At 74.2% G+C, this 22,467-nt stretch carries 15 protein-coding genes and 1 pseudogene; 4 read left to right on the top strand and 12 right to left on the bottom strand.

Annotation, left to right across the window (positions count from 1 at the left end; translation table 11 throughout):
• The coding region (locus BU198_RS12225) for a M23 family metallopeptidase (protein ID WP_188296868.1) at positions 1–488 on the top strand (488 nt) is incomplete at its 5' end.
• 4 nt (positions 489–492) lie between these two features.
• Here BU198_RS12225 and BU198_RS12220 read toward each other — a convergent pair.
• The 3 genes from BU198_RS12220 to BU198_RS12210 form a co-directional block, all read right to left on the bottom strand.
• Positions 493–3,174, bottom strand: a complete 2,682-nt coding sequence (locus BU198_RS12220) for an ATP-dependent DNA helicase (RefSeq protein WP_188296867.1) — start codon at positions 3,172–3,174, stop codon at positions 493–495.
• Between the two features lie 95 nt (positions 3,175–3,269).
• Positions 3,270–3,974 (bottom strand): LuxR C-terminal-related transcriptional regulator, encoded by a 705-nt coding sequence (locus BU198_RS12215; RefSeq protein WP_188296866.1) that lies wholly within the window; start codon positions 3,972–3,974, stop codon positions 3,270–3,272.
• On the bottom strand, positions 3,967–5,298 hold the full coding sequence (locus BU198_RS12210; protein WP_411293180.1) for a PspC domain-containing protein: 1,332 nt from the start codon (positions 5,296–5,298) through the stop codon (positions 3,967–3,969). The genes BU198_RS12215 and BU198_RS12210 overlap by 8 nt, the downstream gene beginning before the upstream one ends.
• Before the next feature lie 263 nt (positions 5,299–5,561).
• Here BU198_RS12210 and BU198_RS12205 point away from each other — a divergent pair, with 263 nt between their 5' ends.
• Together BU198_RS12205 and BU198_RS12200 are read left to right on the top strand one after the other, a co-directional pair.
• Positions 5,562–7,019, top strand: coding sequence for a PspC domain-containing protein (locus BU198_RS12205; RefSeq protein ID WP_188296864.1), 1,458 nt, complete (start codon positions 5,562–5,564; stop codon positions 7,017–7,019).
• Positions 7,016–7,225, top strand: coding sequence for a hypothetical protein (locus tag BU198_RS12200; protein ID WP_188296863.1), 210 nt, complete (start codon positions 7,016–7,018; stop codon positions 7,223–7,225). Before BU198_RS12205 ends, BU198_RS12200 begins: the two co-directional genes overlap by 4 nt.
• A gap of 47 nt (positions 7,226–7,272) precedes the next feature.
• Here the strand turns inward: BU198_RS12200 and BU198_RS44230 are convergent, their stop codons facing one another.
• From BU198_RS44230 to BU198_RS12165, 8 genes and pseudogenes are all read right to left on the bottom strand, one after another.
• Positions 7,273–7,557, bottom strand: coding sequence for a Rieske (2Fe-2S) protein (locus BU198_RS44230; protein WP_411293179.1), 285 nt, complete (start codon positions 7,555–7,557; stop codon positions 7,273–7,275).
• Positions 7,558–7,767: 210 nt separating this feature from the next.
• Positions 7,768–8,283 (bottom strand): annotated as a pseudogene (locus tag BU198_RS44225) (DoxX family membrane protein); the annotation flags it as partial.
• Positions 8,284–8,498: 215 nt separating this feature from the next.
• Positions 8,499–10,094 (bottom strand): glutamine-hydrolyzing GMP synthase, encoded by a 1,596-nt coding sequence (gene guaA / locus BU198_RS12190; RefSeq protein WP_188296861.1) that lies wholly within the window; start codon positions 10,092–10,094, stop codon positions 8,499–8,501.
• 989 nt (positions 10,095–11,083) lie between these two features.
• Positions 11,084–12,997: a hypothetical protein gene (locus BU198_RS12185; RefSeq protein ID WP_188296860.1), complete on the bottom strand. Its 1,914-nt coding sequence runs from the start codon at positions 12,995–12,997 to the stop codon at positions 11,084–11,086.
• Between the two features lie 119 nt (positions 12,998–13,116).
• Positions 13,117–14,964, bottom strand: coding sequence for a GMC oxidoreductase (locus BU198_RS12180; RefSeq protein ID WP_188296859.1), 1,848 nt, complete (start codon positions 14,962–14,964; stop codon positions 13,117–13,119).
• A 117-nt stretch (positions 14,965–15,081) separates the two neighbouring features.
• Entirely contained in the window at positions 15,082–16,713 is a 1,632-nt protein-coding gene (locus tag BU198_RS12175) for a succinic semialdehyde dehydrogenase (protein ID WP_188296858.1), read from the bottom strand.
• 97 nt (positions 16,714–16,810) lie between these two features.
• The gene (locus BU198_RS42050) at positions 16,811–18,583 is read right to left on the bottom strand and encodes a serine/threonine-protein kinase (RefSeq protein ID WP_223244278.1); all 1,773 of its coding nucleotides are present in this window, start codon (positions 18,581–18,583) and stop codon (positions 16,811–16,813) included.
• A 161-nt stretch (positions 18,584–18,744) separates the two neighbouring features.
• Positions 18,745–19,875, bottom strand: a complete 1,131-nt coding sequence (locus BU198_RS12165; RefSeq protein ID WP_188296857.1) for a protein kinase domain-containing protein — start codon at positions 19,873–19,875, stop codon at positions 18,745–18,747.
• Positions 19,876–19,932: 57 nt separating this feature from the next.
• Between BU198_RS12165 and BU198_RS12160 the strand changes: the two genes are divergently transcribed.
• A complete protein-coding gene (locus BU198_RS12160; protein WP_188296856.1) occupies positions 19,933–20,454 on the top strand; it encodes an SHOCT domain-containing protein in 522 nt (173 codons plus the stop codon).
• Between the two features lie 2 nt (positions 20,455–20,456).
• Here the strand turns inward: BU198_RS12160 and BU198_RS43320 are convergent, their stop codons facing one another.
• Positions 20,457–22,376 (bottom strand): serine/threonine-protein kinase, encoded by a 1,920-nt coding sequence (locus BU198_RS43320; protein ID WP_188296855.1) that lies wholly within the window; start codon positions 22,374–22,376, stop codon positions 20,457–20,459.
• Positions 22,377–22,467: the final 91 nt, after the last annotated feature.

The raw sequence follows: 22,467 nt of genomic DNA, 5'->3' as shown, positions 1-22,467 counted from the left end.
GCGGCGACGCCCGGCAGCCGCTGGCCGGCACCCAGCCCACCGAGGCCCCCACCGCGCAGCCCACCCCCGAACCGGCGCCCGAGCCGGTCAGGCCCGCGGTGGTCATGCCGGTCGCCCGGCACGGCCTCGGCGAACTGTTCGGCGAGGCCGGCACCCACTGGGCCAACCGGCACACCGGCATCGACTTCCCGGTGGACGGCGGCTCCGAGGTCCGCGCCGTGACCGACGGCACCGTCCGCACCCAGTGGAACGCGTTCTACGGCTACATGACGATCCTCAAGATGCCCGACGGCACCGAGGCCTGGTACTGCCACCTGCGGGCGTACAAGGTGCGCAAGGGCCCGGTGAAGCAGGGCGACGTGATCGCCTTCGTCGGCAGCAGCGGCAACAGCACCGGCCCGCACCTGCACTTCGAGATCCGGCCGCAGGGCAGCGGGCCGGTCGACCCGCTGCCCTGGTTCCTCTCGAACGGACTGGACCCCCGCTGAGGTCCTACAGCTTCTCCACCGGCGCGTAGCGCAGCAGCAGCTGCTTGCGCCCCTCGGTGCCGAAGTCGACGGTGGCCTGCGCCCGGTCGCCGAAGCCCGTGACGCCGACCACCGTGCCCAGCCCGAAGCTGTCGTGGGTGACCCGGTCGCCGACCGCGAGCGAGACGGCGTCGCGCTCCACGACGGGCTTGCCGGCGCGCCGCGCGGACTGCCCCCAGCCCGCCTTCGGCGCGGCCGAGGCCGACCCGGAATTCCTCGAACTCCCGCCCCCGGACGAGGACTTGCCCCAGGACGAGCCCGAGGAGTAACCGCGCTGGACCGGCGCCTGGGCGGCCCCGGTGCGCTTCCACTCCACCAGCGTCTCCGGGATCTCCTCCAGGAACCGCGAGGCCGGGTTGTAGGCCGGCTGCCCCCAGGCGCTGCGCAGCACCGAGCGGGTCAGATAGAGCCGCTCGCGCGCCCGGGTGAGCCCGACGTACGCGAGGCGGCGCTCCTCCTCCAGCTCCTTGACCTGGTTGAGCGCCCGCATGTGCGGGAAGATCCCGTCCTCCATGCCGGTCAGGAAGACCACCGGGAACTCCAGGCCCTTCGCGGTGTGCAGGGTCATCATCGTGATGACGCCCTGCTCCTCCTCGGCCGGGCCTCCCTCGGCCCCGTACTGCTTCGCGTCCGGGCTTCCCCCTTCTGTCCCGTACTGCTTCGCGTCCGGGATCTGGTCCGAGTCGGCGACCAGCGCGACCCGCTCCAGGAAGTCGGCCAGCGAGCCGACCGGCGGCGTGCCCTCCTCCCCGGCGTCCGGCCGCTCGCCCGGGTCCTGCTCGTACTCCAGGGCGACGGAGGCCAGCTCCTGGAGGTTCTCCACCCGGGTCTCGTCCTGCGGGTCGGTGGAGGCCTGGAGCTCGGCCAGGTAGCCGGTCTCCTCCAGGACGGCCTCCAGCACCGCCGCCGGGCCGGCGCCCGACTCGACCACCTGGCGCAGCCCGGCCATCAGGATGTTGAACTTCTTCACCGCGTTGGCGGAGCGCGCGGCCATCCCGTACGCCTCGTCGACCCGCACCAGCGCCTGGGCGAAGGAGATCCGCTCCCGCGCGGCCAGCGCGTCGACCATCGCCTCGGCCCGCTCACCGATGCCGCGCTTGGGCACGTTGAGGATCCGGCGCAGCGGCACGGTGTCCTCCGGGTTGGAGAGCACCCGCAGGTACGCCAGGACGTCCCTGACCTCCTTGCGCTCGTAGAAGCGCACTCCGCCGACCACCTTGTACGGCAGGCCGACCCGGATGAACACCTCCTCGAACACCCGGGACTGGGCGTTGGTCCGGTAGAAGATCGCGACGTCGCCGGGCTTGGTCTCGCCCCGGTCGGTGAGCCGGTCGATCTCGTCGGCGATGAACTGGGCCTCGCCGTGCTCGTCGTCCGCGACGTAGCCGACGACCTTCTCGCCGTGGTCCCCGGCCGTCCAGAGCTTCTTCTCGCGGCGGTTGGCGTTGCGCTCGATGACGGCGTTGGCGGCGCTCAGGATGGTCTGGGTGGAGCGGTAGTTCTGCTCCAGCAGGATCGTGGTCGCGTTCGGGTAGTCCTCCTCGAACTGGAGGATGTTGCGGATCGTCGCGCCGCGGAAGGCGTAGATCGACTGGTCCGCGTCACCGACCACGCACAGCTCGGCCGGCGGCACCTCGGCGAGCTGCCCGGCGGCCGGGTTCACGAAGTCGCCGTCCGCGGTGCGCTTCGGCGCGGCCCCGACCGACCCCCCGCTCAGCTCCCGGACCAGCATGTACTGGGCGTGGTTGGTGTCCTGGTACTCGTCGACCAGGATGTGCCGGAACCGGCGCCGGTAGTGCTCGGCGACGTCGGGGAAGGCCTGGAGCAGGTTCACCGTCGTCATGATGATGTCGTCGAAGTCCAGCGCGTTGGCCTCGCGCAGCCGCCGCTGGTAGAGCGCGTACGCCTCGGCGAGCTTCTTCTCCGTCGGGTTGGCGGCCTGGTCGGCGAAGGTCTCCTCGTCGATCAGCTCGTTCTTGAGGTTGCTGACCTTCGCCGTGAAGGACTTCGGCGGGAACTGCTTCGGGTCCAGGTCGAGGTCGCGGCAGACCAGCGACATCAGCCGCTGCGAGTCGGACGAGTCGTAGATCGAGAAGCTGGAGGTGAAGCCCAGCTGCTTGGACTCGCGGCGCAGGATGCGCACGCAGGCGCTGTGGAAGGTGGAGACCCACATCGCCCGGGCGCGCGGGCCGACCAGCGCCTCGACGCGCTCGCGCATCTCGCCGGCGGCCTTGTTGGTGAAGGTGATCGCCAGGATCTCGCCCGGCTGCACGCCGCGGGCACCCAGCAGGTAGGCGATCCGGTGGGTCAGCACCCGGGTCTTGCCCGAGCCGGCACCGGCCACGATCAGCAGCGGTGAGCCCGCGTGCAGCACCGCCTCGCGCTGCGGGTCGTTCATCCCCTCCAGCAGCTGCGCCGGATCCACCGCCGTCCGCGCGGCACCGTTGCGGTACCAGGCGTCCCGCTCGGTCTCGGCGGCGTGGTCGGTCCGGAACAGCCCCTCCGGGATGGACTCCTCGTACGCGTCGTACGGGACGTCGTCCTCGTACGGCGGAGGCTCCTCCTCGGCGGGTGCGGCGGGCTGCTTCGACCCGGCGGCGGGTGCCTCGAAGCCGGGGAGCGGAAGGTCGTCAAAGAGGCTACTCATGGCACATCGAGTCTATGGCCACCCGCCGACAACCCCGCCCGCCCCGGAGGAACCGGGGCGGGCGGCCTCGACGGCGCGCGGCCGGCGGGGGCGGGTCAGACCAGCCGGCGCGCGGTGGCCCAGCGGGTCAGCTCGTGGCGGTTGCTCAGCTGGAGCTTGCGCAGGACGGCGGAGACGTGGCTCTCGACCGTCTTCACCGAGATGAAGAGCTGCTTGGCGATCTCCTTGTACGCGTAGCCGCGGGCGATCAGCCGCAGCACCTCGCGCTCGCGCTGGGTGAGCCGGTCCAGGTCCTCGTCCACCGGCGGGGTGTCGGTGGCGGCGAAGGCGTCCAGCACGAAGCCGGCCAGCCGGGGCGAGAACACCGCGTCGCCGTCGGCGATCCGGAAGACCGCGTTCACCAGGTCGGTGCCGGTGATGGTCTTGGTGACGTAGCCGCGCGCGCCGCCGCGGATGACGCCGATGACGTCCTCGGCGGCGTCCGACACCGACAGCGCCAGGAACTTCACCCCTCCCTGCTCGCCCATCACGCCGACCGACCGGCGCAGCACCTCGACACCGCCGCCGCCCGGCAGGTGGACGTCGAGCAGCACCACGTCGGGCCTGGTCTCGGCGACCACGCGGACCGCCGAGTCCACGTCGTCGGCCTCGCCGACCACGTCGATGCCGGTCACCTCGGTACGGCCGATCTCCGCCCTGACCCCGGTCCGGAACATCCGGTGGTCGTCCACCAGCACGACCCGCGCGGTCCTCCCCCAGCCTCCGGCCGGGGGGACCGCCGTCGGCGCTTCCTCAGTCATCCGCTCTCTCCATCTCCAGCTCGACCTCGGTACCGCCGCCCGCCGCGGGCCGCACCCGAGCGGTGCCACCGTTGCGCTTCATCCGGCCGATGATCGACTCCCGTACGCCCATCCGGTCCTCGGGCACCGTGTCGGGGTCGAAGCCGGGGCCGTGGTCACGGATGAACACCGACACCGTCCTCCCCTCCACCTCGGCGTAGACCTGGACCGGTCCCCCGCCACCGTACTTGGCCGCGTTGACGGTCGCCTCCCTCGCGGCCTGTATCTGTGCCGCGATCCTCTCGTCCATCGGGCAGTCGCCGACGATCACCACCTCGACCGGGACGCCGTGCCGGTCCTCGACCTCGGCGACGGCGGCCCGCAGGCTCTCCGCCATGGTGTCCGGCGCGGCCTCGGCGGCGGCCTCCGGGCGGTACAGCCACAGCCGCAGCTCCCGCTCCTGCGAGCGGGCCAGCCGCAGCACCTCCTTGGGGTCCTCGGCCCGGCGCTGGATCAGGGTCAGGGTGTGCAGCACGGAGTCGTGGATGTGCGCGGCGATCTCGGCCCGTTCCTGGGCCCGGATGCGGGCGGTGCGCTCGGCCCCGAGGTCCTGCCACAGCCGCAGCCCATATGGCCCGAGCAGCACCAGCACGCCGGCCAGCACCGCGATCGAGGCCTCGATCACCGAGCCGAGCGGGGAGCCGCCCTGCATGGCGAGCAGCGCGATGGTGCCGGCCACCGCGAGCAGCACGCCCGCGCCGACCCGGGTGTAGGCGCCGCGCCGCTTCTCGCCCTCCTCGATGCCGAACCAGCGCTGCCAGCGCGAGTCGTCGGCCTGCCGCCAGACCAGCGCCACGCCGACGCCGATCGCCAGCAGCGGCCAGGTGTACGGCTTGGCGGTCTGCCAGCCGAGCACGTTGAGCAGGGCGATCAGGCCGATCACCGTCATCACCAGCGCGGCGAGCTGGCCCAGGCCGCCCTGCCCGCCCTTGTCGGCCTGCCCGTCCTCCCCGCCCTCGACGGGGGCCGTCACCGGCTCGCCCTGGAGGGTGTGCTGGAGCAGCCGGCGCATCCGGCCGAGCCAGCCGCCGACCGCCGGGACCTTGTTCAGCAGGCCGCCCTGCACCCCGGACGAGGCCGGCACGAACGTCCCGTTGAGGTACACCCACTGGGCGCCGCCGCGCTGCGAGGGCTCGCCGATGCCGATCGGCACCACGAACCAGAACGCGGCGTACAGCAGCGCGCCGATCCCCTGCGCGAAGAACAGCACGACGAAGGCGATCCGCACCCACCGCACCGGCAGTCCGAGGTGCACCGCCAGGCCGTTCGCGACGCCGCCCAGCATCCGGCCCTGCGGGCTGCGGTAGAGCCGCCGGTACGGCGGCTTCCCGTCGTCGGACGCGTTCGGGTCGGCGCCGGCCGACGACGCGGCGTCGGGGGCGATGGGTCGGGGATCGGTACCGGGGGCTGCCACGCCACCGATGGTTCCACGCGGGCACCCGCGGGCGCATCAGGGTGTGTCCCCATCCCGTATCAGGGACAAGTCAGGGTACGGACAGGGGTCCACCCGGTTGGGCCGGACCGGCCCCTGCCGGAAGGATGGTGTCCATGACCGAGGACCCCCGCATCGAGGAGGCCGGGGCCGCCGCCCCGCCGGAACCGGACCGCCCGCCGCTGACCAGGGCCGAGCACCGCCGTGTGGTGGCTGGCGTCTGCGGCGGCCTCGGCCGTCACCTGGACATCGACCCGGTGGTCTTCCGGGTCGTCACGGTGGTGCTGTGCCTCTCCGGCGGCCTCGGACTGTTCCTGTACGGCCTGGCCTGGCTGATCGTCCCCACCGACGACGACGCCAAGGGCCGCGGCGGACGCACCGAGCTCCAGCGGGTGCTCACCGGGCGGGTGGACGGCCAGTCCATCGGCGCGGTGCTGCTGACCGTGATCGGCACCGGGGTGTTCTTCTCCTCGATGGGCGACGGCGACCAGATGTTCCCGCTGCTGCTGCTCGCCGCCCTGGTCTTCCTGGCGGTGCGCTACGACCCGGAACGCCGCCGCGGACGGGGGCGCGAGCGCCGCCACTGCGGCCCGTACGACCGCCACTTCCCGGAGACCGAGGGCGGCGGGTCCACCGGCGACGCCACGGACACCGGGGCCTACCGCTGGCCACGGCCCGAGCAGGACGAGCAGGCCCACGCCGGGCCCGCCGCCGACCGGACGGCGGGGAAGGCCCCCGCCGACGGCCCGGCCCCCGGCGGCTACCTGTGGGACCCGCGGCACCCCGAGCGCAACCCGTACGCCACCACCTCGGCCACCCCGACCCCGCCGTTCGGCACCCCGGTGCCGCCGGCCGGCGGCCCGGCCCAGCCCTGGTGGCAGCGCGCCGACCTGCCGGCGGGCGACCCGCTGCGCAAGGAGCACGCCAAGCGCCGCCCCGAGCCCGCCGTCGTCCGGCATCCCAAGGAGCGCTCGCCGCTCGGCTTCTTCGGCTTCCTGCTGGCGGTCGGCGCGGCCGCCGCGGTCTGGGCCGGCTCGTCCGGACGCCACGGCAGCACCACGGTGCTGAGCGCGACGGTGCTGGCCACCGCGCTGCTGGTGGTGGGCCTGACGCTGGTGGTCGGCGCGAAGTTCGGCCGGGCCCGCAGGCTGGCGATGACCGGTCTGGTGCTCACCCTGGCGCTGGCCTTCGTCGGCCACTCGCCGGACTCCATGCGCAACGCCGTCGGCGATCGCGACTGGACCGTCACCACGGCGGCCGAGCTGCACGACCGGTACAACCTGGGTGCGGGGCAGCTCCGGCTGGACCTGTCCGGGCTCGACCCGGCCGGCGAGACCCTCGCCACCAAGGCCGACCTCGGCGCCGGCGACATGACCGTCACCCTGCCGGACGACGTGACGGTGAACCTGGTGGTCCGGGTCGGCCTCGGCAACGTCACCGTCCCGGGTGACCGCAGCAACAGCACCGGGCGGCACAGCTACCTGATCAGCCCTGCCAACGGGCAGCCGGCCAAGGGCACGCTCAATCTCGAACTCGGAATCGGGCTCGGCAACATCAAGGTGGTCCAGCAGTGAGGAAGCACCGGCTCGACCTGTTCTCGCTGATCGCGGGCGCGCTGTTCACCGTGATCGCGGTGCTGTACCTGGTCGCGGCGCTCAACGACCAGTCGGTGAACGGGCGGATCGTCATCCCGGTCACCTTCATCGTGCTCGGCGTCGGCGGCCTGGCCGGCGCGGTCGCGGCGGTGGCCAGGCGCGGCCGCCCCGACCGCGAGGACTGACCGCGCGGGCCGGCCGCTCGGCCCCCCCCAGCCGTACCCCTGGGTCCTCAGCTCTGCTGCGGGCCCAGGGTCAGCTGGTCCCCGTCCTTGGTCACGGCGTACTTGGGCAGCGGCTTGACCGCGGGGCCGTTGACCACCGCACCGGTCGCGGCGTCGAACCTGGAGCCGTGGCAGGGGCAGTACAGCCGGCCGTCCTTCGGCGCGTCCACCGCGCAGCCGGAGTGGGTGCACACCGCGGAGAAGGCGCAGTACTGGCCGGACTTGGGCTGCACGATGTAGACGGCGTCCCCGGTGGCCGGGTCCTTGACCTGGGCCGAGCCGCCGACCGGCACGCTCGCGGCGGGCACCGCGGGGGCCGGCGCCGGGACGGCCGAGACCGGAGCCGCCGACTGCTTGGGCGCGGCCTCCTCGTCCCTGCCGAAGGTGCGGGTCAGCGAGCCGGTGAGCAGCCCGGCCCCGCCGATCGCGACGGCCGCGATCCCGCCGTCCACCAGCGCCCGGCGCTTGACGTGGTCCTCACCCAGCCCGCGCGCCCGGTCCCGCCCGGCCCGGCGGGCCAGGTAGCCGTCCACCGACAGGTACGGCGTGCCGGCCAGCAGCAGCGGGATCCAGGCCATCAGGTAGGCCAGGTCGTTGCCGAGGTAGTACGGCGAGACGCTCCAGCTGACGGTCAGCCAGAGGCTGAGGTTGAGCAGCGCGCCGCCGAGCGCGGCGACCCGTCCCCAGAGGCCGAGCAGGGTGCCGAGGCCCACCGCCAGCTCGCCGAAGGCGACGGAGAGCGCGAACAGGGTCGGGTGGTCGAGGGCGGGGCCGAGCAGGAAGGAGATCGGGCTGCCGCCCGCCTTGGCGGCCTGGGTCTGCGAGACAAAGGAGGCCGGGTCGCCCGCCCCGGCCAGGAAGTGCGCGTCGGAGAGCTTGTCGAGCGCGGCGTAGACGAAGGTGACACCGAGGAAGAGCCGCAGGGGCAGCAGCGCGTACCTCGACGCGAGCGCCCGCCACCGCGCCGTCCGGCCGGTCGCTCCCCCGCCGGCCGGCACCGAGTTGCTGGCCTCCGACATCGCTCACACCTTCCCTCGCCGCCTGCCACTCCCTGACAGGTCCGGTCCGCATTCTGCCCGCTCCCGCACGCTTTCGGTGGGAGGTCCCACCCGGGGAGCGGCGCCCGTACGGCGAAACGGCCGCGCCGTCGCTCCCTTCAGTACGGGAACGACGGCGCGGCCGTTCAGGCATCGGCCTCAGGACGAAGAAGGGCCCCGGCGGCCGGCGGGAGTGATCACTCCCACTCGATGGTGCCCGGCGGCTTGCTGGTGACGTCGACGACGACGCGGTTCACGTCGCGGACCTCGTTGGTGATCCGGGTGGAGATCTTCGCCAGCACGTCGTACGGCAGGCGCGACCAGTCGGCGGTCATGGCGTCCTCGGACGAGACCGGGCGCAGCACGATCGGGTGACCGTAGGTGCGGCCGTCGCCCTGCACGCCCACGCTGCGGACGTCGGCGAGCAGCACGACCGGGCACTGCCAGATCTCGCGGTCCAGACCGGCCGCGGTCAGCTCCTCGCGGGCGATCGCGTCGGCGTCGCGGAGCAGGTCCAGACGCTCCTTGGTGACCTCGCCGACGATCCGGATGCCCAGACCCGGGCCCGGGAACGGCTGGCGCTGGACGATCTCCTCCGGCAGGCCCAGCTCCTGGCCGACCATCCGGACCTCGTCCTTGAACAGCTTGCGCAGCGGCTCGACCAGCTGGAACTGGAGGTCCTCGGGCAGGCCGCCGACGTTGTGGTGGGACTTGATGTTGGCGGTGCCCTCGCCGCCACCGGACTCCACCACGTCCGGGTACAGGGTGCCCTGGACCAGGAAGTCCACCGACTCGCCCTGCTCGCCGGCCTCGGCGACGATCTCGGCCTGGGCCTGCTCGAAGACCCGGATGAACTCCCGGCCGATGATCTTGCGCTTCTCCTCGGGGTCGCTGACCCCCTTCAGCGCGTTCAGGAAGCGCTCGGAGGCGTCGACGACCTTCAGCTGGACGCCGGTGGCGGCCACGAAGTCCTTCTCGACCTGCTCGGTCTCGCCCTTGCGCATCAGGCCGTGGTCGACGTAGACGCAGGTCAGACGGTCGCCGATGGCCTTGTTGACCAGGGCGGCCGCGACCGCGGAGTCCACGCCGCCGGACAGGCCGCAGATCGCGCGCTTGTTGCCGACCTGCGCGCGGATCAGGGCGATCTGCTCGTCGACCACGCTGCCGGTGGTCCAGGTCGGGGAGATGCCGGCGCCGCGGTAGAGGAAGTGCTCCAGGACCTGCTGGCCGTGGTCGGAGTGCAGCACCTCGGGGTGGTACTGGACGCCGTAGAGCCGGGCCTCGTCGTTCTCGAAGGCCGCGACCGGGACCAGGTCGGTGGAGGCGGTGACGGCGAAGCCCTCCGGGGCTGCGGAGCAGGCGTCACCGTGCGACATCCACACCGAGTGCTGCGCCGGAACGCCCTCGAACAGGGTGGAGCCGGCGCGGGAGACGCTCAGCGGGGTGCGGCCGTACTCGCGGGCGCCGTTGTTGTCGACGGTGCCGCCGAGGCTCTTGGCCATCAGCTGGAAGCCGTAGCACATGCCGAAGACCGGGACACCGGCCTCGAAGATCGCGCGGTCGATCTGCGGCGCGCCCTCTTCGTAGACCGACGACGGGCCGCCGGAGAGGATGATCGCCTTGGGGTTCTTGGCGAGCATCTCGGCGACCGGCATGCTGCTCGGCACGATCTCGCTGTAGACCCGCGCCTCACGCACCCGACGGGCGATGAGCTGGGCGTACTGGGCACCGAAGTCGACCACCAGGACGGGGTCGTTGTCCGGCGCGGACTGGACGGGAATTGCAGAGGACACGGACGGCCTTCCGGCAGCGGTATCGAGGTGTCGCACACGGCCGTCTCCCCGTCGGGGGGCTGCGGCGGCGGACGGTGTGGGGTGTCTGGACACCGATTCTACCGGGCTGTCCGGTTTCACTCGTCTGCCCGTCCGGTGGACCGTGACCGGGCGGGGCGGCGGTTCGTTGCTCCTGACGAACGTACGGCCGCGGCGCGTCCGCCAGACGCGCCGCCCGCCCCCGCGGGGGCACCGCCGTACGGATGCAGGACCACGCGTGGAGTTCCATCCCAGTCCACCGGCGCACGTGGTGCCGCCGCCCGGCCCGCCGGGCGCGGCTCCGTGGGACCGTGCGCGGGTGCCGCGGCCGGCCAGCAGGGGACAGCGACCCCGGCCGCGACTGGGCCGAGAGGTGGGACGGCCGGGATCCGGGGACGCCCGGGACCGGCCGTCGCACCCCCGGTCCGATCCGGCGCACGCCCAGGCGCACTCCCCGCCGCCTCGCACCGCTACGCGCGTCTCCGTGCGCCGCAACCATCCAGGCCGCTACACACCGTGATCATCGACGACGGTCCTGACAGGAAATGCTCTGCGTCGAACTGTGCCGAACCGGTTGCAGAGCGAGCCCTTCGTCCAGCACGATGCTCGTTGTAAGCGGTTCTCCCGGCGCCTCACGGCTCACCGAGGAGACCGCGACGGCGTTCTCCGCAGCCGCGCCGCAGGGCCGTGGCAGCGGTTTACAGTTCACGCTCCGTGAGCGATGGAACCGGCGCAGACCTGCGCGCCGAACCCCCGCGCACGAGCGTGCGCGCCCCGCGCGGCCGGCCACCCACGCCGGAGCCGCACGGCGCGCCCCGAAGCCGACCGACACGACGGCGCCCCTCCCCCGGCGCCGTCACCCAGCACCGGCGCGGCCCTGACGCCGAGTGCTGAACGACAAAGGGCCCCGTTCCCCCGCGGGGCCCTTTGCCCTTTTCCGGACCGTCCTGCTCCGGCCGTCCTGCCCCGGCTCAGGGGTGCTCGCGCCAGACGCTCGGATCGACCGGCTCCTCGGCCGGAGGCGGCGGCACCGCACCGGACACCGGCGTCCCGCCGGCCGGGCCGGGCGGCACCTCGTGCGAGGCGAGCACCTCGCTCACCCCGCCGCCGGTGGCGAACGGCGCGTCCTGCGCCGCCATGGCCTGCGCCGGAGCACCCTGCGCCGGGACACCGCGCGCCGGCGTTGCGTACGGCACCTCCGGCGGCACCGCCGGATACGGCCCGGGGCCCTGCGAAGGGAAACCCTGCGGCCCGGGGCCCTGCGGCGCGGAGCCCCGCGACGGGGCGAACGGGGACTCGGCGTACGGGACGGCGCCGCTCGGCGCTCCCGCGCCCCGGCCCCGGACGGCCGCCAGCAGCGGCGGCACCAGCAGCACACCGGCCAGCGCCCAGAGCGCGTTGGCCACCAGCACGCTCAGGAACACCAGCCCGGACGACTCCTCCTGGGAGAGCTCCGTCCGCGCGGAGCCGGCCCAGCCCGTGGTGGACGTGGTCCGCGTCACCAGCGTGCCCGCGAAGGTCATCAGCAGGGTGAGCGCCCCCGCCTGCACGGCCGCCAGGCGCAGCCGGTCGACGGTGTCCAGCCGCCGGCGGAACGCCGCCCAGCCGAGCAGGCCCGCCGCGAGGAGTGCGAGCAGGCCGGCCCACCGCCAGTCCGCGGTCTGGTCCTGGAGGTCGAAGAAGGAGAACTCCGTCTCGGTGTCGCCGTCCTGCCAGGAGTCCCCGGCGGCTTCGCCGTCCTCGAACAGTCCGGACTGCGAGCGGAAGGTCGCCCCCGAGCCGAAGCCGAGCAGGGTGAGACCGAGGTTGGGCAGGAAGGCCAGCGAGATGCCGGTCCGCGCCCCGCTCTCGCCGTTCACCGCGACCAGGACGAAGGCCGCCAGCGAGGACAGTCCCACCGTGACGGCCATCGCCTGCCCGGCGGTCAGCGCGGCCACCGCCCAGCCGCGCACCGCGCGGTTGCGCCAGGCGGCCCAGCGCAGCGCGTCGGTGCCGTAGACGACGAAGGCCAGCAGGCCGGCCAGCACCGCGGTCCAGGCGACCGCCTCCGGCCAGCCGGAGCCCGCGGTGATCAGCGGCCCGCCGGGCTTCCCGCTGCCAGGGTCGACGAAGGTCAGCCCGCCGGTACGGCCCGAGGGGTGCCACCGGGTACCGGCGGCCGGCCCGATCACCGCGCTCACCGCCGCGAGGACCAGGGCGGTGCGGAGCGCCTCACCGGCGGCCCGGCCCCGGCTGAGCTGGCCCTCCAGCGCCTTGCGCCGGCGCAGCCCGGCCCGCAGGCCGAGCCAGAGCGCCAGGCACCACAGGGCGGTGACGGTCATCGGCAGCACCCGGTACGCGACCTCCATCCGGCCGGCCCCGTCCCGGGCCATCGGGCCCTGGAGGCCGAGCCGGAACGGTGCGCCGAGCGCGTTCAGGGCCATCGACAGCGACGCGCCGAAGCGCTCGCCGAAGCCCGCCGCCGACGGGAACCAGTACTCGTACCGGTAGTCGCCCGGGACCGCCGCGATCAGCGCCGCGGCCAGCAGCACGAGGGTCGGCGCGACGGCCGCCCTGACCGCCGGGCGCCAGTCCGCCCCGGTCAGCAGGCGCCGGAGCGCCGGCTCCCGGTCGTACGGCTGCCCGGCGCCCCAGCTGCCCAGGGCGGGCGGGGCGGGCGGGGCGACCGCGGATCCGCCGGGACCGTACTCCGGCGCACCCCCTGGTGGCAGGCCGGGCGGCGGGCCGTACCCGGGCGGCGGGACGGACGGAGCCGCACCCGGCGGAGGCGGCGGGACGGCGGGCGGGGCCTGCGGCGGCGCGGGAGGCGCGAACGGCCGGCCGCAGGAACCGCAGGCGGCCGCCCCCTCCCCCGAAGTCGCCCCGCACGATGTGCAGTTGGCCATGGACCGCGTTCCCCCCGCTCGACGAGCCCCTGGGTGCCCCCGGGAGCCCGTTTATCCCATCGGATCCGAACGGATGTCAACCGGTCGCAGGGGCAAGCGGATCGGCCGGGACGGAGGCGTCAGCCGCCCTTCTTCGGGACCTCGGGGACGGGCAGCAACGGCAGCCGCAGCGCGCCGAACGCACCCTCGGGCACGGCCGGCCGCACCGGTGCCACGGCCGCGACCCGCCGGTACTCCCCGCCCTGGTCCGGCCGCGGGTCCGCTTCGCCCTTGTTGGGCCACATCGACATGGCGCGTTCGGCCTGCGCGGTGATGGTGAGCGAGGGGTTGACGCCCAGGTTGGCGGAGACGGCCGAACCGTCCACCACGCTGATCCCCGGGTACCCGTACAGCCGGTGGTAGGGGTCCACCACGCCGGTATCCGCGGTGTCGCCGATCGGGCAGCCGCCGAGGAAGTGCGCCGTCATCGGGATGTCGAAGATCTCGCCGACGGTGCTGCCGGCGAAGCCGTTGATCTCGTCGGCCAGGGCCTGGGCGCCCTTCTCGGCGGCCGGGATCCAGGTCGGGTTGGGGGCGCCGTGGCCCTGGGAGGAGGTCAGCCGCGCCTTGCCCAGCGGTCCCTTCTTCAGCGAGACGGTGATCGAGTTGTCCAGCGACTGCATCACCAGGCCGATGATCGTCTTCTCGGACCAGCGGTGCTGGTTCATCGAGCGGACGAAGTTCACCGGGTGGAGCGCCGAGTTGCCCAGGTAGCGCAGCCAGCGCGGTGTCCTCCCGCCGCCCCTGACCTGGGCGATGGACAGCGCGCCCATCGCGTTGGAGCCCTTGCCGTAGCGGACCGGCTCGATGTGGGTGCTGGCGTCCGGGTGGATCGAGGAGGTGATCGCCACGCCCTTGGTGAAGTCCGCCCGGGTGCCGTAGCGCCGGTCGGTGGTCTGCGCGCCCACCAGGGCCTCGGAGTTGGTGCGGGTCAGCTCGCCCAGCCGGTCGGAGATCCGGGGCAGGTGGCCGGCGTCGCGCATCCGGTGCAGCAGCGACTGGGTGCCGTAGGTGCCGGCCGCGACGATCACCCGGGCCGCGGTGATGGTCCGCGCGCCCGCCTTCACCGGGTCGGTCCTCGAACGCGAGTCGGTGCGGCGCACGTCCACCGCGAAGCCCCGGGTCCCGTCGGCGCCGTTGCCGCCGGCGCCGCCGATCTCCCGGATCCGGGCGACGGTGGTGAGCGGGTGGATCTCCGCGCCGCCCCGCTCGGCCAGGTGGAGGTAGTTCTCGGTGAGCATGTTCTTGGCGCCGTGCCGGCAGCCGGTCATGCACTCGCCGCACTCCACGCAGGCCCGGCGGGCCGGGCCTGCCCCGCCGAAGTACGGGTCGGCGACCTCGCCGCCGGGCGCCGCCCCGGCACCGCCTCCCCCGGACTCCGTCCTGGAACTGCCCCCGGCGTCCCCGCCGTCGCCGAAGAAGACCCCGACCGGCGCCATGTGGAAGGTGTCGCCGACACCCATCCGCTCGGCGGCCGCCTTGAGGTGGACGTCGGAGGGGGTCAGGGTCGGGTTGAGCCGGACCCCGAGCATCCGCTGCGCCTGGTCGTAGAAGGGCGACAACTCCTGCTGCCAGTCGGTGATGTGGCGCCACTGGCGGTCCTCGAAGAACGCCTTCGGCGGCACGTACAGGGTGTTGGCGTAGTTCAGCGAACCGCCGCCGACCCCGGCGCCGGCCAGGATCAGCACGTTGGCCAGCAGGTGGATGCGCTGGATGCCGTACAGCCCGAACTGCGGTGCCCACAGGTAGTTCTGGAGGTCCCAGGAGTTCCTGGGCAGTTCGTCCCGGTCGAAGCGCCGCCCGGCCTCCAGGACGGCGACCCGGTAGCCCTTCTCGGTCAGCCGCAGGGCCGCGACCGAACCGCCGAAGCCGGACCCGACCACCACCACGTCGTAGTCGAACTCCGCCGCACCGCCGGACTGCACCATCTGCCACCGCTCCTTCGCCGGGTGAACCTGCCTGTGGGTGCCGCGGTCCCGGCCCCGCCGGAGCGCGGGGCCCGCGTGCCGCCGGGGCCCGGCCGGGGGGCCTGCCCGGCCGGCGGCCTACTTGAAGCGCAGCGCCTTGAGCGCCCGCAGCCCGCCGGTCATCACGGCGGCGAACTGCTTGTCGTCCAGGCCGAACGAGGGCGCGATCGGCAGCAGCCGCTGGGTCGCGATGGTCTGCGCCTCGGTGAAGCGCAGGATGCCCTCGGCGCCGTGCCGGCGGCCGAGCCCGGAGTCGCCCATGCCGCCCATCGGGGAGCCGACCGAGCCGTACGCGGCCGCGTAGGCCTCGTTGACGTTGACCGTGCCGGTGCGCAACCGGGCCGCGACCGTCCGGCCGCGCCGCGGGTCCCTGGTCCAGACGCTGGAGTTCAGGCCGTACGGCGTGGAGTTGGCGGCGGCCACCGCCTCGTCCTCGGTGTCGAAGCGGTAGAGGGAGACGACCGGGCCGAAGGTCTCCTCGGCGCAGACCGCCATGTCCGGGGTGACGCCGTCGAGGATGGTCGGCTCGAAGAAGAACGGGCCGAGGTCCGGCCTGGCGCGCCCGCCGGCCACCACGGTGGCGCCCGCCTTGACCGCCTCCTCCACGTGCCGGGTGGTGGTCTCCAGCTGGCGGACGGAGACCAGCGAGCCCATGTCCGCGCCGTACGCGAGGCCGCCGCCGAGGCGCAGTGCCCGGGTGCGGGCGGCGAAGCGCTCCAGGAACTCGTCGGCCACCGAGCGGTGCACCAGCAGCCGCTCGATCGAGATGCACAGCTGCCCGGCGGAGGAGAAGCAGGCCCGGACGGCGCCCGCGGCGGCCGCGTCGAGGTCCGCGTCGGCGAGTACCAGCATGGCGTTCTTGCCGCCGAGTTCGAGCGAGGCGCCGACCAGCCGGGCGGCGGCGCGCTGAGCGACGTCGCGGCCGGTGCGGGTGGAGCCGGTGAACGAGACGTAGTCGGCCTGCTCGACCACGGCGGGGCCGATCACCGGGCCGTCGCCGATCACGATCTGCCACAGGTCGGCCGGCAGCCCGGCCTCGACCAGCAGCCCGCGGGCCCACAGCGCGGTCAGCGCGGTCTGGGTGTCGGGCTTGTTGACCACCGCGTTGCCGGCCACGAAGGCGGGCAGGGCGTCGCCGACGGACAGCTCCAGCGGGTAGTTCCACGGCGAGATGTGGCCGATCACGCCCTTGGGGCGGCGGGCCTCGACCGCGTGGGTGAGCACCGGCAGCGCACCGCCGCGCCGCTTGTCCCTGAGGTACCCGTGCGCGGCCCGCCCGTAGTGCCGGGCGGCCATGGCGACGGCCAGCACCTCCTCGAAGGCGTGCAGCCTGGCCTTGCCGGTCTCCGCCTGGATGAGGTCCAGCACCTCGTCCTGCCGCTTGAGCAGCAGGTCGTGGAAGCGCAGCAGGACGGCGGCGCGGCGGCGCACCGGCAGCGCGGCCCAGGCGGCCTGGGCGCGGCGGGCCAGCTGGAAGGCGACCTCGACGTCGGCCGGGGTGGACCGCGGCAGGCTGGCCAGCCGTTCCCCGGTCAGCGGGGCGACGGTCTCCACCAGGTCGGGTTCGCCGGTGGCGGTGACGCCGGCGGCCAGCCTGGTGACCAGGGCCGGCGGGACGGCCGCCGCGACGGTCCTGCCGCCGCCGGGGGCCGCCGGGTTGCCGGCGCCGGGGTGTTCGGTGGCCACTGCGTCTGCTGTGAGGTCCGACATACGGCGCAGCCTAGGCGCTCGACGGCCGGTCCGGTACCCGTCGGTAACAAGAATCTGCCGCAGTCGGGCGAAAGCGGACGCCTTCGCCCGCCACCGGTCAGCGGGTCGGGCTGAAGTTGTTGAGCACCGCGTAGAAGCGCTGCTCGGCCTCGTTCCACTCGCTGCCCCGGTCCGGGCTGGACGAGTAGATGGCGTAGCTGGTGCCGTCCTGGCCGATGAACTCGGTCTCGATCGCGCGCCGGCGGCCGCCCTCCTTGGCCGCGTAGCTGAACTCCCAGACCGCCGCCTCCTGGCCCTTCACCGCCGTACCGGCCATCCGGTGCTGCTTGTAGTCCCTGAGCGACTTGGAGACGCTGGTCTCCATCTGCCGCATGTGCTCCAGCGGCTTGACCGACTGCCCGACGGTCACGGCGAACTGGAGGTAGTGCACCTTGGCGTCGGGGCTGTAGAAGATCTGGTTGTCACCCGAGCTGATCCGCTGCCAGGACGGGGTCCCGTTCGGCAGCGGGAAGCGGAAGCCGGCCGGGTCGTCGACCCAGTGGTAGCCGCTGGGCGCCGCCAGCGCGGGGCCGGCGTCACTGGTGGGCTCCGGCCCGGTGGACTCGGCGGGCGCGGTCGGCGTCGGGTCGTCGTTGCCGCCGCCGCCCAGCACGTTCCGGGTGGTGAGGAAGGTGCCCGCGGCGGCCAGCAGTCCGACGGCCACCGCGATGCCGACGATCTTCAGCAGGTTGCGGCGTCTCGCCGGTCCGCGCGCGGGTGTGTGGGAGTGCGGCACCGGCGCGACGGGACCGGTGTGCGCCCGGGCGGCTGCCTGCGCGCCCCCGTCCGTGTCCGGTCCGGCGGGGACGGCGGAGCTGACGGGGACGGCGGGAGCCGCGGGGCCGGCCGGCCCGGAGGCCTTCGGCTCGGTCGGCTCCTCGGAGCCCTCGACCGGCTCCGCCACGCCCTCCGAACCCTCGCTGCGGTCCACCACCGGCACCGACTGGGTGGGCACCCGCCCCGCCGCGACCGACTTGAGGCCCATGGTGTGCCCGGCCTGCACCTCGGCCAGCATCCTGGACGCCTCGTCCGCGGTGGGCCGCTCGGCCGGGTCCTTGGCCATCAGCGCGGACAGCACGGGCCCCAGCGGCCCGGCCCGCCGCGACTCCGGCAGCGGTTCGTCGACCACCGCGGCGAGCGTGCTGATCGGCGAGTCCCGGCGGAACGGCGACTGGCCCTCGACCGCCGCGTACAGCGTCGCCCCGAGGCCCCACAGGTCGGAGGCCGGCCCGGGCCGCTCGCCCTGGGCGCGCTCCGGCGCCAGGTAGTCCGGCGAGCCGACCAGGTCGCCCGGCCGGGTCAGCTCGGTCGAGCCCTCGTACTTCGCGATGCCGAAGTCCAGCAGCACCACCCGGCCGGTGCCGCGCTCCAGCAGCACGTTGGCCGGCTTCACGTCCCGGTGCAGCACGCCCAGCTGGTGGCCGCGGTGCAGCGCGGCCAGCACCTGGCTGCCGACCTCGGCGGCGGCGCGCGGCTGCAGGGTGCCGTCCTGGCTGATCACGTCGGCCAGCGAGCGGCCGTCGACCAGTTCCATCACGATCCACGGCCGGCCGTCCTGCTCCAGCACGTCGTGCACGGTGATCACGCCGGGGTGCTTGATCCGCGCGGCCGCGCTGGCCTCGCGCTTCATCCGGGTGTGCAGGATCTGGAGGTCCTCCTCCGGCAGGTGGTTGACGGTCAGCTCCTTGACCGCGACCTCGCGGTCGAGCATCCGGTCCCAGGCCCGCCAGACGGTGCCCATGCCGCCCCGGCCGAGCCGCTCGCCGAGCTCGTACCGCCCGGCCAGCAACCGCTCCGCCTCGGCCGCCTCCGGCCCGTCCTGCACACCCATCTGCGCCCGCTCCCCCACACGTTCCGCCTGCCGTCACCGCGACGGAGGGCCTGGTGCAGACCACTGTTCGAACAAATCCCACGCACACATTAAGCGCACCTTGCCGCCCCCGGTAACCGCGCCCGCCCGCTGGACCCGAAGGCCGGAATCCAGGCGGACCGTCAGCCCGCGAACAGCACCACGGCGGCGATTCCGAGCACCAGCAGCACGAACACCCCGCCCACCAACAGCGGGCCCAGCAGGGCGGGGGGTATCCGCGGCGGTTTCGCCCCGTTTCCCGCCCCCGGGTCCCCGGTGTCGCCGCCCTTCCGGACACTCCTCCCGACCCTGGAGCCCCTCGCCTTCCCGCCCCGCGTGCGCGGCACCAGCGGCGCCTCCGGCTTCAGCACCGGAACCCCGTCCGTCCGGCGCTGCGCCGCGCGCTCCTCGTCGACCGGCTCCGGCGCCCCCGCCAGCAGCTCCGCCAGCTCCCCGCGCGCCGCCTCCGCCGTCGGCCGCAGCGCCGGATCGGGCTGCACCAGCCCCTCCACCAGCGGTCCGAGCGCCCCGCACACCACCGAGGGCTCACGCCGCCCGTCCCGTACGGCCGTCACCAGCTCCGGCACGCTCCGCTCCGGGTACGGCGAGCGGCCGGCGACCAGCCGCTGCACCAGCACCCCGAGCGCCCAGCAGTCGCCGGCCGGGCCGCCGTCCAACGGCCAGCGCTCCGCCACCGGGCCGACCAGGGTGGCCCGCACCTCGTACCGGCGCCGCCCGCCGGGCCCGCCGAGCTCCTCGGACAGCGCCTCCTCGGCCACCCCGGCGAGCAGCCCGCCGAGCATCGCCGCGCCGTCCTCGCACACCAGCACCGACTCCGCGGTCAGGTTGCCGTGGGTCAGCCCGGCGGCGTGCAGCGCCCGCAGCGCGCCGGCCAGGTCCGCCGCCAGCTCGGCCGCCCGGTACGGCGCCAGCGGCCCGGCGGCGAGCAGCTCGGCCACCGTGACCCCGGCCGGCCGCTCCTCCACCGTCCACAGCAGCTCGTCCTCGACGAACGCCCCGACCCCGCGCAACAGCCGCGGGTGCGCGACCGGCGCGGCCGAACCGACCGCCGCCACCCGCCGCACCAGCCGGTCCGCCTGTGCCGCGGACGCCTCCTCCGGGTCCTGAGCGGCCGTCAGCACCCCCGGCAGCTCCAGGGCGCGCAGCAGCACCGACTCACCGGTCCGATCGTCCACCGCGTGGGCGCACAGCGGTCCGGGACGGTCCGTCAGCCGGTACCGTCCCGCCAGCAGTTCCCCGGGGCCGCCTCGCATGCCAGTTCCTCTCACTCACCGAGCAGCCTACTGAGCGGCTCCTTTAGGCTCGGCCCCATGGACTGGACCGATCTGATCGACACCGCCTTCGAGGCCGCGGGAAACAGCGGCAAAGCCAAGGCCGAGGCCGTACGCGCCGTCGAGGCGACCGTGATCGACGGCGAGAAGCCGGTCGCCTCCACTGCCGGTCGCCACCCCGACCACTTCCGCAAGGGAGTGCTCGTGCTGACCACCCACCGGCTGCTCTTCCTGAAGGACGGGAAGCCGCCGGTACCGGTTCCGCTCGCCGCCGTCAGCGACGTCTCCGTGACCCGCACCAAGCTCAACGGCGAAGTGCTCCTGGTGGTGGCGATGACCGGCTCGCACCGTTTCGAGGACGTGGTCAAGGCCGACTTCTTCGCCGAGCAGCTCCGGGCGGCCGCCCGGGCCGCCGGGAACGCCCCGAAGGCCGTGGCCGCCGCCGGACCCGGCACCGGCGAACAGCTCATCACCCAGCTGGAGCGGCTGGCCGCCCTGCGCGCCTCCGGCGCGCTCACCGAGGACGAGTTCACCCGCGCCAAGCAGCGCCTGATCGGCTGACCTCAGGGCGCGGGCTGGAAACTGTCGAAGACGACGTCCCGGACCGGGGCCTGCGCGGCCCACTCGGAGTCCGGGACTATCCAGTAGATCGAGTACCCGTACTTGGCCGGCGTCCCGGTCACGAAGCCGCGGTTGAGCGAGTGCGTCTTGGGTGTGCCGTTGGTCCACTCCCAGTCCGCGGCGTTGCTCCACTGGCGGTAGCTGATCGCCGACAGGTTCAGCCGCTGGTAGTTGGTGACCTGCCCGCGGACGTTCGGCTCGGACTCCTGCCAGTCGGCGACCGCGCTCGCACCCGGCGAGGTGGTCCACTCGATCCGCAGCTGGCTGCCGTCCGCCGCGTTCTTGAAGATCCGCCGGTTGGCGTCCGACCCGGTCGGCTGAAGACCGTCCGGAAGCACCACCGAGAAGCCGCTCGGGTCCTTGTACTCGTGGTACCCGGCCGGCACCGACCCGCCCGGCGTGGGCTGCGCCGGGGGCTCCACGGGGGCCGCCGGCACGGAGGCGGACTGCGCGGGCGCGTCCGGCTCCGCGGCCGGATCGGTCGTCCGGACGGGCTCGGGCGCCGGCGCGGGGGCGGGCCCGCTGGGCGGAGCCGTCGCACTCCCGCTCGGCACCGGATCCGTGTCGGCCGCCACCGGAGCGGTGGCCCCCGCACTCTGCGAGGCCGCGCCGTTCGAGCCGCCGTCCCCGTCACCGACCGCCTGGAGCAACGCGACCACTCCCGCGATCAGCAGCAGCACCACGATCACGGTCGCGATCGCCAGCCGCCGCCGTCCGGTGCGCGGGTCGGCCCCGGCCGCCTGGGTCGCGCCCATCGTCCACTCACTGGTCACCGGCCGGATCGGCTCCGGCCCCGCCGCGGCGGACTCGGCCTCGGCGGGCTCCGCCACCGGCTCCGCGTCCTTGGCCCGGCTCCCCACCCGGACCGTCCCCAGCAACCCGCCCGCGGTCCGCTTGCGGCCGTCCCCGGGCTTCTCCCCCGCCGGCTCCGAAGCCTCCGCCGACTTCTCCGCCTCCGCCGGCTTCCCCGGCTTCTCCGCCGACGTCTCCACCGGCACCGCGTGCTCGGTGGTCGACTCGGCCCGCGCGGTCGCCTCCGCGACCACCCGCTTGAGCATCGACCGGGTCTGCGAGGCGTCCAGCCGCTCGGCCGGGTCCTTCGCCAGCAGCCCCTCGATCACCGGCCCCAGCGACCCCGCGTTCGCCGGTGTGGCCAGGTCCTCGGTCATCACCGCGGTCAGCGTGGCCAGCGCCGAGCCCCGGTCGTACGGAGGCCGGCCCTCGACCATCGCGTACAGCGTGCCGCCCAGCGACCACAGGTCGGCCGGCGGCCCCGGCTTCTGCCCGCGCGCCCGCTCCGGCGAGATGTACGAGGGCGCGCCGACCAGCATCCCGGTGGAGGTGACGGAGGCGTCGCCCTCCACACTGGCGATGCCGAAGTCGGTCAGCACCACCCGCCCGTCCTCGCCGATCAGCACGTTGGACGGCTTGACGTCCCGGTGCAGGATGCCCAGCGCGTGCGCCGCGCTGAGCACGCCCAGCACGTCCAGCGCGATCTCCGCCGCCCGGGCGGGCGCCAGCGGCCCGTCCTCCCGCACCACGTCGGCCAGCGAGCGGGACTCGACCAGCTCCATGACGATCCACGGCCGGTCGTCCTCGTCGACCACGTCGAAGACCGTCACCGCCGAGCTGTGCCGGATCCGCGCCGTCGCCTTCGCCTCGCGCAGCGTCCGGGTGATCAGCCGGTGCTTCTCCTCCTCGTCGACGCTGGCGTTCATCCGCAGTTCCTTGACCGCGACGGTCCGGCCCAGCATCTCGTCCTCGGCGCGCCACACGGTGCCCATGCCGCCACGCCCGAGCACGCCGTTCAGGCGGTAGCGGCCGGCCAGGAGGCGGCCGGTGGAACCCTTCGCCTGGGTCATACGGAACGTTCCCCCATGTGCTGCCGGCGGTCGTGGTGACGGCGCATCGGCCCGACCTGGGTCCCGAACGCCCAAGCCTCCATCATCCCCT

Source organism: Streptomyces sp. CBMA156 (assembly GCF_014596515.1).
GTDB lineage: Bacteria > Actinomycetota > Actinomycetes > Streptomycetales > Streptomycetaceae > Kitasatospora.
This window is presented reverse-complemented; position numbering and strand designations above follow the sequence as displayed.

Excerpts from the sequence above, each read along its gene's own strand:
- BU198_RS43320 (WP_188296855.1), bottom strand. The coding sequence starts at position 22,376 with ATGACCCAGGCGAAGGGTTCCACCGGCCGCCTCCTGGCCGGCCGCTAC.
- BU198_RS12205 (WP_188296864.1), top strand. The coding sequence starts at position 5,562 with ATGACCGAGGACCCCCGCATCGAGGAGGCCGGGGCCGCCGCCCCGCCG.
- BU198_RS12180 (WP_188296859.1), bottom strand. The coding sequence starts at position 14,964 with ATGGTGCAGTCCGGCGGTGCGGCGGAGTTCGACTACGACGTGGTGGTG.
- BU198_RS12210 (WP_411293180.1), bottom strand. The coding sequence starts at position 5,298 with ATGCTGGGCGGCGTCGCGAACGGCCTGGCGGTGCACCTCGGACTGCCG.
- BU198_RS42050 (WP_223244278.1), bottom strand. The coding sequence starts at position 18,583 with ATGGGTGTGCAGGACGGGCCGGAGGCGGCCGAGGCGGAGCGGTTGCTG.
- BU198_RS12215 (WP_188296866.1), bottom strand. The coding sequence starts at position 3,974 with ATGACTGAGGAAGCGCCGACGGCGGTCCCCCCGGCCGGAGGCTGGGGG.
- BU198_RS12175 (WP_188296858.1), bottom strand. The coding sequence starts at position 16,713 with ATGTCGGACCTCACAGCAGACGCAGTGGCCACCGAACACCCCGGCGCC.
- BU198_RS12160 (WP_188296856.1), top strand. The coding sequence starts at position 19,933 with ATGGACTGGACCGATCTGATCGACACCGCCTTCGAGGCCGCGGGAAAC.
- BU198_RS12220 (WP_188296867.1), bottom strand. The coding sequence starts at position 3,174 with ATGAGTAGCCTCTTTGACGACCTTCCGCTCCCCGGCTTCGAGGCACCC.
- BU198_RS12185 (WP_188296860.1), bottom strand. The coding sequence starts at position 12,997 with ATGGCCAACTGCACATCGTGCGGGGCGACTTCGGGGGAGGGGGCGGCC.
- BU198_RS12165 (WP_188296857.1), bottom strand. The coding sequence starts at position 19,875 with ATGCGAGGCGGCCCCGGGGAACTGCTGGCGGGACGGTACCGGCTGACG.